Below are 12926 nucleotides of genomic sequence, written 5' to 3'. Positions count from 1 at the left end.
CTGCTTCCTCCGGGACCATCCGTCCCAGTATCAAGCTGTCCGGCCAACAGGGGGAACCTCAACCGGCCCCCAGCGGAACGCTGGCCTGCGACAGGTCGGCGACTGAACGAGGAGGTGCGATGGGCCCTTCGACGGGGGTGGTGTCGACCTCGATCAGGTCGTTGGGGTGCACTCCAGCGCGGCGCACAACGCAGCCAGCCTGGCCACCTTCACTTGAGAGGACTCCTTGGCGAACAGCGCGCCAACGACCCCACCACCCGACACCCGCAACTGCACGCGCAGCGCGCAGGATTCACCATCCCGCTGCAAGCCGCCACCGACCAGATCACGGCCCCAGCAGGCACCACCCCAACCCAACCGACCGGTAACGCAGATCAACGCAATCAGCCCCGCCGCCCCGACCAACCCCCTCCCGCAACAACGCCGATGGCGCGCGATCACGGACGGTGAAGAGGCACCAGCAAGCCCCCACCGGCCACCGGCCACCGGCCACCGGCCACCAGCCACCAGCCACCAGCCACCAGCCACCAGCCACCAGCCACCAGCCACCAGCCACCAGCCACCAGCCACCGGAACGGCGCCGCACACGGTGGGACACCATCCCCCCGCCGCCCCCGGCCGCCCCCGCAGCGCACGCCGCGAGGCGCGGCGAGAAAGACACGACCGCCGGCCCCCGGGTTCAGCAGTGGCTGTGCTCAACCCTCTGGAACAACCTCAGGCGGCTCTCTCCGACCTCGGCCCGAGCCTGCGGGTCCGTGACACCCAGCCCCGGACGCGGAGCCAGACACAACACACCGACCTTGCCGATGTGCTGGTTGGTCTGCACACTCCGCGCCGCAGACCCCACATCCTCAAGGGCGTAGGTCGTCGACAACGCCGGCACGAGATGCCCGAGAGCGAACAACCGGTTCACCTCGCACTGCTCATGCAGATTGGCGCCATGACTACCGATCACCCGCTTCAGACGCATCCACAGATAACGGTTGTCGTAGGTGTGCCCGTAACCGGTACTGGAGCCGCAGGTGACGACCGTGCCACCACGACGGGCCACGAACACCGACGCCGCGAACGTCCTCCGCCCCACATGCTCGAACACGATGTGCGGATCCTCCCCCACCGCACCACGAATGGCAGCACCGAGCCTCTTCCACCCCTGCGGCTGCTCCAGCGCAGCGGGATCCCCGCCCTCGATCTCGGAACGGTCGATGACCGCCTCACAACCCAACGACCTCAACATCGCCGCTTTCTCCTCGGAGCTGACCACCCCGACCGGGATACCGCCACCATTACGCACCAACTGCACCGCGTAGGAGCCCAGGCCACCCGTCGCCCCCCACACCAGAACAACATCCCCCTGCTTCATCTGCGCACCACGATCACTGACCAGCATGCGATAGGCAGTACTCGCACACAGCGGATTGGCAGCCGCCTCCTCCCACGTCAACAACGCCGGCTTCGGCATCAACTGACTCGCCCGCACCACCGCATAATGCGCCAACCCCCCGAAATTCGTTTCAAACCCCCACGCCTTCTGCCCATCCCCCAACATCCCGTCCCGGTGAGTATCAGGATCCTGCTCGTCCACATAAGCCGGCGCGACGACCACATGATCCCCCACCCTCCACTTCCGCACCGACGAACCCGTCCGCACCACCACACCAGACGCATCCGACCCCAACACGTGATAAGGAAGATCATGACGAGCCTCCCAACCACCCGACCTCCCCATCTGCTTCAAGAACTGAAACGTCGGCAACGGCTCGAACATCGCCGACCACACCGTGTTGTAGTTGATCGCACTCGCCATCACAGCGACCAACGCCTCATCCGGAGCCAACTCCGGCATCGCCACCCCCTCCACCGACAACGACTTCCGCACATCCTTGTCCCTGACCTGCGCAAACATGTCAACATCCACAGCCCGCACCACCGCCGCAGGAAAACAATCCGGCACAGGCAAAGACGCCAACACAGACCCCTCCACACCCGCCACCACCGCCTCCGACAAACCATCACCCATCACACACAACCTCCCACCACTCGACCCGACAAAGACCCCAACCCCCCACACACACCACCCCCACCACCACAACACCTAAAACAAGCAAGCTCCACCACCCCCCACCACGCAACCCCAACAACCACCCACACCCCCCACCCCACCCACAAACACCCAGCTCACACACACCCCCCCACCCCCCACAACAACACCCCCCCTACTCCACACGAGCTACACACACCACCACCCAACCCACCCCAACCAGCACCACAACAACACCCACACACCCCACCCACCCGCGGACGGGAAACCGGCAGCCCACGGCGTGATCGTCACCACCGACGGGCAGGAACGGATCCGCGCAGTGCATCCGAGCCCGGCCCACCGGCGGTCGCAGCGCGCCGCCCGGCGAGCGGGAGCCCGCCGCGCGTCACCGGCAGACGAGTCCGTCCAGGACCCGGCAGGCGCCGGCAGTGCCGTCCTCGGCCCTCAGCAGACGGCCGACGCGACGGGCGTTGCCCGCGTAGGCGGTGTCCGTGGTGAGGGCGCGCAGGCGCTGGGCGAGAGCCGCAACGGTGAGGTCCCGGGCGGGCAGCGGTCGAGGGCCCGCACCCAGAGCGTGGACCCGGTCGGCCCAGTAGGCCTGGTCACCGAAGAACGGGCAGACCAGGGAGGGCACCCCGGCACGCAGAGCGGCGGCCGTGGTGCCTGCTCCGCCATGGTGGACGACCGCGGCCGTCCTGGCGAACAGCCAGTCGTGCGGAGTGTCTCCGACCACCAGCATGTCCTGCTCACTGGTCGCGGGGTCCCCGGCCAGCACCCCCCGCAGCCCCGCCCGCCGCAGCGCCGTTCGTACGAGATGCTGGGTGGCCTCGGGATCCTTGGTACTCATACTGCCGAACCCGACATACACCGGTGGAGGGCCGTCGTCCAGAAAAGACAGCAACCGCCGAGGCGCCTGCCACTGGGACCGCTCGTGGTGCCAGAAACCGGTCACATGAACGTTCGGCCCCCAGTCGGCGGGCCGCGGCACAACCGTGGAACTGAACGCACACAGGACGGGAGCCGCGCGAATACCTCGGACGGGACCCGTCAGGGACAATGCCGGCAGCCCCAGGCTCCCGCTGCGCCAGGAATTGACGAAACGACGGCACACCAGCCAGGACGCCAGGTCGACCGCCTCGAAACTGAGCCGGTTGCCGAGGGAACCCAGGAATCGGGCGGCCGGAGCAAGCGGATGCGGAAACCTCCCCGTGGGATGGCCTGGCTGAAAGTGGATGACCGCATGAGGCACACGCAGGTACTGGCTCAGATGGACACCGACGAAACTGAAGGCGGGAGCCAAGACCAGATCGGCCCCCTCGGCACCCGCCCGCGTCGCCTCGAGGATGGGGCCGATCCGAGGCCCGAGGACCCTGCCGATACCGCGGACGAACGCAACGGGATTGGTCGGACCGGCAAGGAGCTCCTGGCCCTCCGCCGACCGGACGATCTCCACAGGGTCGGCGGGAAGGGGACGGAACTGCAGCCCCGCGCCGTCGACGAGGTCCTGATAGCGGGAACTCGCCAGCACACGCACCGTGTCACCCCGCCGGGCCAGCGCCCGGCCCAGACCCACACACGGCTGGACGTCACCGCGAGAACCCGCAGCGAAGATCACTACCTGTCGGCCCACGCTCATCGCCCCTCTCGATCCGCGGCATCAACCCGCTGCCGCACCACAGACGGAAAGTGAGCGGGCAGATCGTGCCCCGCCCCGGCGTGTCCCCCCAGTGACGCCATGACGGAAGGCCAGATCTCATGCAGCTCACGTTCCCAGTACGGCCAGGAATGCGTACCCGGCCCATAGAGGTGAGTCGTGGTCTGCACACCCACCGCGCGCAGCGACGCAGCGAACTTCCTCATCGGCTCCGACAGCATCGACTCGCCCACCGCCCCCACCGCCACCACATCCAGCGCATGACCACTGTCCAACGGACCGGCCGTCCCATCCCCCGCAGACAGGTGAACCCGGGTGCCCCGAAAAGCGCGCGGCATCGCCGCTGGATCATGAGCCAACCAGGTACCGAAATTCTTGACGGGGTCGCCCCATACCCGCCGGATATCCATGCCATCCCGAGCAGAACCGAGTGCGATCACGAGCCACACAGCAGGATCGGCCAGATCGACGTAACAACTCATCGCAGCGACATACCGAAACATCCCCGGATGGTGCGCCGCATAGTTCAGAGCACCGAACCCACCCATGGACAAACCGATGACAGCCCGCGACGAACTGGCCCGGAAACGCTTCTCCATCAAGCGCACGAGTTCAACCGTATGGAAGGTCTCCCAACGAGGCCCGCCGTCGACCCAATCGCTGTAATAGCCGGCCTTACCCCCATCGGGCATGACGATCAGGACGTCCGACCGCGCCGAAAGCCGCTCCACATCCGTCTCACGCGTCCACGACGTGTAGTCGTCGTTCCCCCCATGCAGCAGATAGAGCACGGGAATCCGCGCCCTGCTGTTCCTGTACCAACGACCGGGAAGGATGATCCGGACTGGGATCGTCCTCCCCATCGCCGGCGAAGCGACCTCCAAGTCCTCCATACGCCCGTCAATCCTCGTCACGGCAGTGATCGTCGCCTCGGGAACCGGTGGCACCGGCAAGGGACCAGAACCACGAGCAACCGCCCCCGTCGGAGCACCGAACGCCATGACAAGCACCAGCAACGTCAGAACAGCACAACCCGGCACCCTGGCACCTGACGGCAAGACGGCAACCGACGACATAGACCGAAGCACCCCATCAGAAGGGAAACAATGGACACTCAAGCCCCGCAGAACACGCCAGCGAGAAACAGACAGACCGCACCACAGCAATCAGCGTTGAATCGCTACGCACCAGTCGAACCACGGAAATACCGATTCAGACACCACACACCAGCCGGACCGCAACGGACCCGGGCCATCCACGTCCGAGACCCGCGACACACCCCGCCACCCCCTCCACACACCTCCTCAACCTACACATGTGATTATCGGTTTATAGGATGCAAAATCAGACTCTCTGGCACCACAAGACACACCACCAGACACAGGAACACCACCCGAACAACCCACCCCAACCTCGGGACTGCCGCATGGTCAGGTGACAGCGTGACCTGGCCGGAGAGAAGCGGCCTGGAAGGATGTCGCAGTACCCAAGCCGTATCCCCAGGAGCTCCGCAGGGACGTCGTGCGGGCCCGCGCGCAACCGCGAGCCCGGCGTCACGCCGGAACAGTGTCAAGGGACAGTAGGAGTTCCCCGCTCGCGGACAGTTGATCTCCCCACTGGTGGACGCTGAAAGTCCCCGGTGGACAGTTGATCTCCCCGCTTGTGGATCAGCCGAGGGGGACGATGCCTCGGCCGGTAGTGGCCTCGGAAAGGCGGTGGCTGTCGCCCTGCGTGACGACGACGTGGGCGTGATGCAGGAGCCGGTCGACGGTCGCGGTGGCGAGGGTCTTGGGCATGATCTCGTCGAATCCCGACGGATGAAGATTGCTGCTGACGGCCAGACTCCGCCGTTCGTAAGCGGCATCGACCAGACGGTAGAAGCCCTCGGCTGCGTCCGGCGAGACGGGCAGGAGCCCGATGTCGTCAACGATGATCAAGTCGGTCCGGGTGATCCGACTGATGGCCTTCGAGATGGAGTCGTCGACGCGGTGACGGCGGATCAGAGCTCCGAGGTCCTCGATGGTGAACCAGGCGACCGTCATCCCGGCGTCGACGGCCAACTGGCCGAGCGCCTCGCTGAAGTGCGACTTCCCCGTCCCCGAGGGGCCGACGACGCAGAGATTCTCGCGCCGGCCGACCCATTCCAGGGTCCGCAGCGCGGACTGTGTCGGGACCGGGATCGAGGACGCCTCCTCGTTCCAGATGTGGAAAGTCTTGCCGGTCGGGAAGGCAGCGCGGGTGCGGCGGGTGCGGAGGTTGGCCGCGTCGCGGCCGGCGGCCTCTTCCGCCAGCAGGGCCCGGACGGTCTCGGCGGGATCCCAGCGTTAGGCCTTCGCGGTGGGGATGATCTCCGTCATCGCCCGGCGGATGTGCGGCAGCTTCAGTCGCCGGGTCAGCGCGATCGCCTCGTCGAACGCGGCGCCGGACGTTGCGGCGACCGCCGAAGCGGGTGCTTGCATGCGGGGCAGCGTCGCGGCGGGTTGGGCAGGGCTGTCGTTCATGAAAGTGCTCTTTCCAGGTCGGGGCCGGTGCGGGATGCCCGCCGGCCAGGTGATGGTGGTGCTGTCATGGGGGTCGGATAGGTTGCCCGGATGACTGACACGGACCCCCTGGTGCCTGTCCTCGCCGGACTCGTCGTCGATGTCGTCTGGTTCCTCGACAGCTGCGAGGACGACGAGGTCGACCCCGACTCCGCGGTGAAGATGATGGAGAGCGTCGCCTGGGTGCTGGGGCGGCTGCCGCAGGACCAGCGCGACCGGTTCCTGACCGTCCTCGCGGACCTGGCCGAGGCCGAGCAGGACTCGGGGCGGCGGGAGTTCTTGGAGGCTTTCCCGTTCTCCTGCGGCCTGGTCGACGAGGAACCCGAGGGCTCAGGTCGAGCCGAAGCCTGACCAGGCGGAGGTGCCCGGCTGCAGGCTGTGAGTCTCGCTGCGGCGGATCGGCTCGGAGTGGTCGTGCTCACCCTGGTGGTCCAGGATCGACAGCAGGTCGCCCTCGGCGAACCGTCCGACCGTCGCGGCGGTGCCGAGCGCGCGGTCGACGTCGGCGGTGCCGTAGAGCTTGGCGAGCGCGACCGCGTCGGTCATCTTCGCCCTGATCCGGCGGACACCGGTCGCCGCGGCCTCGACCAGCCAGGCCGCCGCCCCGGGTCCGATCGCCAGGAACTGGGTCTCGGCCGGGTTCGTCGGCTTCGGCGTGCGCTCGCCGCGCGGGGCGTCGGGATAGTGCTCATCCGCGATCCGCGGACTGCCCGGCATCGAGCGCGGGTGGCGAGCGACCTCGACCGCACTGCCTCCGGTCATCGCGGTGACGATCAGCTCGTCGCCGTGGAATCGGACCCAGACGCGCTCGTCGACGAGCTGGTGCGGGACCGAGTAGCGGACCGACTCGACCGAGATGGTGGAGTCCTTGCCGACCCGGCGGGTCTCGCCGAACGCGGCGGTGAACGGCTGCTCGGGCACCGGGTGCAGCTGCAGCCGTTCCTCGGCCAGCAGTTCGGCCGGGATCCGGCGGGTCTCGCGGTGGATCCGGCCGTTCACCTCGGCCATGAAGTCCTCGCAGGCCTCCTGGAGTTCGGCGAAGTCCACGTACTCGGTTCGCAGGTTGACCGCGGTGGGGACCAGGTCCCGCTTCGCGATCCGGACCGTTGCCTCCGTCCCTCCCTTCGAGGCCGGGTCGGCCGGCATGCACGACCTGACGACCGTGCCGTAGTAGCGGGCGATCGGCACCAGCACGGGGTTGCGGACCGCGATCCGGGCCACGTGCTCGACCGTGACGGTCTTCTCGTTGTCGGTCAGGCAGTAGGTCGGGACCCCGCCCAGCTGCCGGAACGTCGCGTCCAGGCAGGCCGCCACGGTGGGCAGGGTCTTGTCGAGGACCGGGATGACCACCCGGAAGCGGGACCAGGCCAGCCACGCGCACCACAGGCTGGTGCGTCTGCCGTCGATGCGTGGGCCCTCGCCCCAGTCCCACTGCAGCCACATCGCCGGTTCGGGTATCCACGGCCGGAAGACCCTGCGGTTCCCGGCCCGGTAGGACTCCTTCGCCGCGGCGACGGCCCGGCGCGTGGTGCGGTCGGTGCCGGTGAAGCCCATCGCCGCGATCTTCTTGTGAACAGCGTCGGCGCCGACCCTGCCGCGGGACCGTTCGACCAGTTCCTCGACCTTCGGCAGGAAGTCGTCGATCAGCTTCGACCGCACCGCCCGCTCGGTCGGGTCGACCCCCTGCCCGCGCAGCTGCACGTATCGGCGCACGGTGTGGTGGTCGCAACCGGCCAGCTCGGCCGCCTTCCGGTAACTCCCGGTGAGGTCGTAGGCCTCAAGAATCTCCATGATCTCCTCATCGCTCTTCACCCCGCCCACTGTGCGTTATGGGCTGGGTGGGTCTGCGGGGAGATCAGCTGTCCGCCACCGGGGAGATTTCATGTCCACCAACGGGGAGGCCAACTGACCGCCAGCGGGGAGTCTGCCGTGTCCTCTGACAGAACAGATCGCCACCGACTTCATCCACCCGATCACACACTCGAAGTAGCTGCGCCGCGCCGACACCGACAAGGGCGCCAGGCCCGCAACAGCCTCGGGTGAGTCGACCGATCCGCGCGCGGCCCGCAAGCGCATCCGGCTGCTGAAGCAGGAGAGCGAGACCCTGCAGAGGGCCGCGGCGCATCTGCCGCAGACGAACCCGCCGGCAAGACGATGCACCCGCCCGCCCGCGACCTGGCCGCCACCGCTACCACTCACCGAATGCCGCCGACAGAGACACACCGGATACTCAAACCAGCCCGCCGTCAAGGACGTGTACGTGCACTCGGGCCGCATCGTGGGCTACTCCTCACCCGCATGGAGCCCCGCCTCGCCGTGGCCGCGCTGGAGTCCACCGTTGCCCGCCGCGGCCAGGTGGCCGTCGCGTGGTGCATTCGGACCGCGGCGCGTACTTCCGGTCACGAAAGGGTGCCGCCGTGCTCACCCGGCACGGCCTGGTCGGCTCGATGGACCGCGTCGGGGCCGCCGGCGACACGGCCGCCGTGGAGAGCTTCTTCGCACCTGCAGCGGAACGTCCTCGACCGCCGCACTGAGCCACTCGACAGCAGTTGCGGATCGCGATCGTCACCTGGATCGAGCAGACCGACCACCGGTGCCGACGCCAGAAACACCTGGGCCGATCGCCCCCCATCGAGTACGAGACCACCATGACCCCACCCGCGGCCTCGGCCACTTGAACCCCGCTGCCACCCGATCATGCAGCAGTCCCGACCGTCGGCTGCCCGGTGGTGGCAGCCTTCACGGTGGTGCCGTCTCCGGGCCGGGTGATTACGGCACAATCACCCGTGCCTGGGCCCCCTGGTGCGCTCGCTGTCTGCTGCTTCGCCTGTCACTGCCTCGCTCGCGCCTGTTCCCCCTCCGGATCCTCACCGCCCCAAGCTCTTCCAGGACTGCCTTCTGCTGCTGACCGGGCTTGTCGCCGAGTGCGCGTAGCAGGTCGACGGGTTCTTCGCCGAGGACGCCTCCACCGTCCGCACCGGCACCGCACCCCGGGGCCATGGCCGCCCGCCGCGACCTCGCCATCGGCCTGCTCAAGCACCCGGGAGCCGACGACATCGCCAAGGCCACCCGCACCGTCCGCGAGCAACCCGGACGAGCACTTCCGCTCCTGGACATCATCAACAACCCGGGAACCGACAGAACTTGACCAAGCCCCGGTGTCCTGCCGGCCTCACGCACCCCCGAGGTACGCCTCGACCACGCGGTCGTCCGCGGCCAGTTCGGTGGCCGGGGCCTCCATGACGCAGTGACCGTTCTCGACCACATAGCCGCGGTGCGCGATCTTCAGCGCGGCCTTGGCGTTCTGCTCGACCAGCAGTACCGAGGTCCCGGAGGCGTTGATCTCGGCGATCACCTTCATCACCGCGGCCACCACGAGCGGGGCGAGCCCCATGGACGGCTCGTCGAGCATCAGCAGCCGTGGCCCGGCGACGATCGCGCGGCCGACCGCGAGCATCTGCTGCTCCCCGCCGGACAGGGTGCCGCCCTCCTGGTCGCGGCGCTCGGCGAGCCGGGGCAGCAGGTCGTAGACGCGGCCGATGCGCCGCCTGATCTCTGCCTGGTCGCGCAGCAGGTAGCCGCCGAGCTGCAGGTTCTCCTGCACGCTGAGGGTGGAGAAGATCCGCCGCCCCTCGGGTACGTGCACCAGTCCCATGCCGACGATCTCCGGCGGTGTGGACCGGGTGATGTCCCGGCCGTCGAAGACGATCCGGCCGCCGGAAGGGCGCACCAGGCCGGACACCGCGGACAGCGTGCTGCTCTTGCCGGCGCCGTTGTTGCCGAGCAGCGCGACGATCTCGCCGTCGTCCACCCGCAGCGACATGCCTCGCAGCGCGCGCACCCCACCGTAAGAAACGTCGATCCCGTCGATCTCAAGCGTCGGCACGGGCGGTCTCCTCTCCTGCGGCACCCGTGGGACCGCGGCCCCCGGGTACCTCGTCGTCCTCGTCGCTGCCGAGATAGGCCTCGATCACCGCAGGGTCGCGCCGGACCTGCTCCGGCGTGCCGTCCGCGATCTCCCTGCCGAAATTGAGGACGACCACCCGCTCGGACACCTCCATGACCAGGCCCATGTCGTGCTCGATCAGCACGATCCCGATGCCGAGCCCGCGGATGCGCCGGATCAGGTCGAGCAGTTCGAGCTTCTCTCCGTGGTTGAGACCGGCGGCGGGTTCGTCCAGGAGCAGCAGCCGGGGGCGGCGCGCCAGTGCGCGCGCGATCTCCACCCGGCGCTGCTCGCCGTAGGGCAGGTTGCGGGCCGCGCCGGTCCGGTCGCCGCGCAGCCCGACGAAGTCGAGCCACCGGTGCGCCTCGTCGGTGGCCTGCTGCTCGCTGCGCCGGTAGCGGGGGGTGTGCAGCAGCGCGTCGAACACGTGCTGGCGCAGCCACAGGTGGGTTCCGGCCCGCACGTTGTCGAGTACCGGCAGGTCGCCGAAGAGCCGCACGTTCTGGAACGTGCGGGACACGCCCCGCGCGGCGATCGCGGACGTGCGCATCCGGGTCACGTCGGCGCCGCCGATGGTGATCCGGCCGCCGGAGGGCCGGTAGAAGCCGGTGATGCAGTTGAAAGCGGACGTCTTGCCGGCACCGTTGGGGCCGATCACCGAGACGATCTCCGACTCGCCCACGTCGAAGCTCAGCCCGTCGACGGCTTTCACCCCGCCGAACGCCAGACGCAGATCCTTCACTTCGAGCAGCGCGGTCATCGCACGCCCACCTCGCCCTCGGGTTCACGGTCCATGCCGGCCACAGGTCTCGATCGGCGGGCGGTGCGATCCGGTTCACGGGTGCGGGCCGGCCAGACCCCCTGCGGCCGGAGCACCATGACGACGATCAGCAGCACACCGAACAGGAAGTACCGGTAGTCGGCGAATTCGCGCAGCACCTCGGGCAGCACGCTGACGAACACGGCGCCGAGCACCACGCCCGGGGTGGAGCCCATACCGCCGAGTACCACTGCCATCAGCACGAGCGCGGACTGCAGGAAGGTGAAGCTCGCCGGGGAGATCGCCGACAGCTGCGCTGCGAACAGCACACCGGCCAGACCGCCCCAGAGGGCGCCCGCGATGTAGGCGGCCAGTTTGACCCGGTAGGTGTGCACCCCCATGGCCTCGGCGGCGTCCTCGTCCTCGCGGATGAACCGCCAGGCCCGGCCGAGCCGCGAGCGGACCAGCCTGTTCGCGCCGAGCACGGCGACGGACACGATACCCAGCACCACGTAGTAGAAGGTGATCGAACCGCTCAGGTCCACGCCGGCGACCGACAGGCTGGGGATACCGTAGATACCCTCCGGACCACCGGTGATGCTGATGTTGTTGGCGGTGATCCGGATGATCTCGCCGAACCCCAGCGTCACGATCGCCAGGTAGTCGCTGCGCAGGCGCAGGGTGGGTCCGCCGATGACGATGCCGGCGACCACGGTCACCACGACCACGAACGGCACGGTGGCCAGCAGCGGCCAGTGCAGCCGGGTGGAGATCACCCCGCTGGTGTAGGCGCCCACCGCGAAGAACGCGGCGTACCCCAGATCGAGCAGCCCGCACTGGCCCACCACGATGTTGAGGCCCACGGCGAGCATCACGAAGATGAGCGTGCCGGTCATCACGTTCATGGCGTAGGGGGTAGCGATGACCAGCGGCCCGGCGAGGCCGATGAGCAGCCCGATCGGGCCGATCCAGCGACTGCGCAGGAACGCCCCGGCGGCGCCGCCGGCCGGTCGGTTCGGTGTCTTCACCGCTCTGGTGGTCGCCGACATCACACACGCTCCGTGACGCGCTCGCCGAGCAGGCCGGTGGGCCGCACGGTCAGGAAGAGGATGAGGAAGGCGAACGCGAACACGTCGCGCCACTGCCCGCCGAGGAAATGGGTTCCGACGGATTCGAGCAGGCCGAGCACCACGCCACCGAGCATGGCGCCCTTGAAGTTGCCGATCCCGCCGATCACCGCGGCGGTGAACGCCTTGAGCCCGATGATGAAGCCCATCAGGAAGGTGATGCTGCCGTAGTAGGAGCCCGCCATGACACCGGCGGCGCCCGCGAGCGCGGATCCGATGAAGAACGCCTGGGCGACGACCCGGTTCACGTCGACACCCATCAGCCGGCTGGCCACCGGGTCCAGGGCGATCGCCCGCATCGCCCGGCCCTGCTGTGAGCGCATCACCAGGGTGTTGAGCCCCGCCATCAGCACGATCGCGATGCCGATCAGCACGATCTGGGAGACGCTGATCCGGACACCCAGCACATGCAGCGACGAACCGCCCAGGCGTACCGGGTACACCTCCGGATCGGGCCCGGCCACGATACGCATTCCGTACTCCAGCGCGAACGACGCGCCGACTGCGGTGATCAGCAGCGACAGCCGCGGCGCGCCGCGCAGCGGCCGGTAGGCGACGCGTTCGATCACCACCCCGGCCAGACCGGTGCCGGCCATGGACAGCACCAGCACCACGAGCAGCGCCACCAGCGACAGGGACGCCGTGAAACCGCTGAAGGAGGTGAGCAGCGCGAACCCGATGAACGCGCCGAGCATGTAGAGGTCGCCGTGGGCGAAGTTCAGCAGCTTCATGATCCCGTAGACCATGCTGTAGCCGAGGGCGACCAGTGCGTAGAACGAGCCGACGAACAGGCCGTTCCAGATGATCTGCAGCATGTCAGATTCTCCTCGGGCGCGGTGGCGGACCCGGATCGCG

At 68.4% G+C, this 12926-nt stretch carries 11 protein-coding genes and 2 pseudogenes; 3 read left to right on the top strand and 10 right to left on the bottom strand.

The annotated features are described in order from the left end of the window. Positions 1-58: 58 nt before the first annotated feature. From ACL02U_RS07570 to istB, 5 genes and pseudogenes are all read right to left on the bottom strand, one after another. The gene (locus ACL02U_RS07570) at positions 59-187 is read right to left on the bottom strand and encodes a hypothetical protein (RefSeq protein WP_412789884.1); all 129 of its coding nucleotides are present in this window, start codon (positions 185-187) and stop codon (positions 59-61) included. A 492-nt stretch (positions 188-679) separates the two neighbouring features. Then, positions 680-2020, bottom strand: a complete 1341-nt coding sequence (ccrA, locus tag ACL02U_RS07565; protein WP_412789883.1) for a crotonyl-CoA carboxylase/reductase — start codon at positions 2018-2020, stop codon at positions 680-682. A 409-nt stretch (positions 2021-2429) separates the two neighbouring features. Next, positions 2430-3680, bottom strand: a complete 1251-nt coding sequence (locus ACL02U_RS07560; protein WP_412789882.1) for a glycosyltransferase — start codon at positions 3678-3680, stop codon at positions 2430-2432. Then, entirely contained in the window at positions 3677-4561 is an 885-nt protein-coding gene (locus tag ACL02U_RS07555) for an alpha/beta hydrolase (protein ID WP_412789890.1), read from the bottom strand. Before ACL02U_RS07555 ends, ACL02U_RS07560 begins: the two co-directional genes overlap by 4 nt. A gap of 804 nt (positions 4562-5365) precedes the next feature. Further along, positions 5366-6157, bottom strand: a pseudogene (gene istB, locus ACL02U_RS07550) (IS21-like element helper ATPase IstB). Positions 6158-6289: 132 nt separating this feature from the next. Here istB and ACL02U_RS07545 point away from each other — a divergent pair. Beyond that, complete coding sequence (locus tag ACL02U_RS07545) at positions 6290-6589, top strand: hypothetical protein (protein WP_412789881.1); 300 nt, start codon at positions 6290-6292, stop codon at positions 6587-6589. On the opposite strand, the gene istA is transcribed toward ACL02U_RS07545, so the two are convergent. After that, entirely contained in the window at positions 6569-8050 is a 1482-nt protein-coding gene (gene istA, locus ACL02U_RS07540) for an IS21 family transposase (protein WP_412789880.1), read from the bottom strand. The genes ACL02U_RS07545 and istA overlap by 21 nt on opposite strands. 430 nt (positions 8051-8480) lie before the next feature. Here istA and ACL02U_RS07535 point away from each other — a divergent pair. Together ACL02U_RS07535 and ACL02U_RS07530 are read left to right on the top strand one after the other, a co-directional pair. Continuing rightward, a pseudogene (locus tag ACL02U_RS07535) lies at positions 8481-8916 on the top strand (IS3 family transposase); the annotation flags it as partial. A gap of 320 nt (positions 8917-9236) precedes the next feature. After that, entirely contained in the window at positions 9237-9386 is a 150-nt protein-coding gene (locus ACL02U_RS07530; protein WP_412789879.1) for a hypothetical protein, read from the top strand. A 24-nt stretch (positions 9387-9410) separates the two neighbouring features. On the opposite strand, the gene ACL02U_RS07525 is transcribed toward ACL02U_RS07530, so the two are convergent. From ACL02U_RS07525 to ACL02U_RS07510, 4 genes are read right to left on the bottom strand one after another with little or no spacing between them, the layout of a single operon-like run. After that, the gene (locus ACL02U_RS07525; protein ID WP_412789878.1) at positions 9411-10124 is read right to left on the bottom strand and encodes an ABC transporter ATP-binding protein; all 714 of its coding nucleotides are present in this window, start codon (positions 10122-10124) and stop codon (positions 9411-9413) included. Further along, positions 10111-10944 (bottom strand): ABC transporter ATP-binding protein, encoded by an 834-nt coding sequence (locus ACL02U_RS07520; protein WP_412789877.1) that lies wholly within the window; start codon positions 10942-10944, stop codon positions 10111-10113. Before ACL02U_RS07520 ends, ACL02U_RS07525 begins: the two co-directional genes overlap by 14 nt. After that, on the bottom strand, positions 10941-11993 hold the full coding sequence (locus ACL02U_RS07515) for a branched-chain amino acid ABC transporter permease (protein WP_412789876.1): 1053 nt from the start codon (positions 11991-11993) through the stop codon (positions 10941-10943). The genes ACL02U_RS07520 and ACL02U_RS07515 overlap by 4 nt, the downstream gene beginning before the upstream one ends. Next, complete coding sequence (locus ACL02U_RS07510) at positions 11993-12886, bottom strand: branched-chain amino acid ABC transporter permease (protein ID WP_412789875.1); 894 nt, start codon at positions 12884-12886, stop codon at positions 11993-11995. Before ACL02U_RS07510 ends, ACL02U_RS07515 begins: the two co-directional genes overlap by 1 nt. Between the last annotated feature and the right edge of the window lie 40 nt (positions 12887-12926).

The organism is Streptomyces sp. MS06 (assembly GCF_047200655.1).
Classification (GTDB): domain Bacteria; phylum Actinomycetota; class Actinomycetes; order Streptomycetales; family Streptomycetaceae; genus Streptomyces.
This window is presented reverse-complemented; position numbering and strand designations above follow the sequence as displayed.

What these genes read in the sequence shown, in the direction of transcription:
- ACL02U_RS07515 (WP_412789876.1), bottom strand. Translation starts at nt 11,993, where the DNA reads ATGTCGGCGACCACCAGAGCGGTGAAGACACCGAACCGACCGGCCGGC.
- ACL02U_RS07530 (WP_412789879.1), top strand. Translation starts at nt 9,237, where the DNA reads ATGGCCGCCCGCCGCGACCTCGCCATCGGCCTGCTCAAGCACCCGGGA.
- ACL02U_RS07555 (WP_412789890.1), bottom strand. Translation starts at nt 4,561, where the DNA reads ATGGGGAGGACGATCCCAGTCCGGATCATCCTTCCCGGTCGTTGGTAC.
- ccrA (WP_412789883.1), bottom strand. Translation starts at nt 2,020, where the DNA reads ATGGGTGATGGTTTGTCGGAGGCGGTGGTGGCGGGTGTGGAGGGGTCT.
- ACL02U_RS07545 (WP_412789881.1), top strand. Translation starts at nt 6,290, where the DNA reads ATGACTGACACGGACCCCCTGGTGCCTGTCCTCGCCGGACTCGTCGTC.
- ACL02U_RS07510 (WP_412789875.1), bottom strand. Translation starts at nt 12,886, where the DNA reads ATGCTGCAGATCATCTGGAACGGCCTGTTCGTCGGCTCGTTCTACGCA.
- ACL02U_RS07560 (WP_412789882.1), bottom strand. Translation starts at nt 3,680, where the DNA reads ATGAGCGTGGGCCGACAGGTAGTGATCTTCGCTGCGGGTTCTCGCGGT.
- ACL02U_RS07520 (WP_412789877.1), bottom strand. Translation starts at nt 10,944, where the DNA reads ATGACCGCGCTGCTCGAAGTGAAGGATCTGCGTCTGGCGTTCGGCGGG.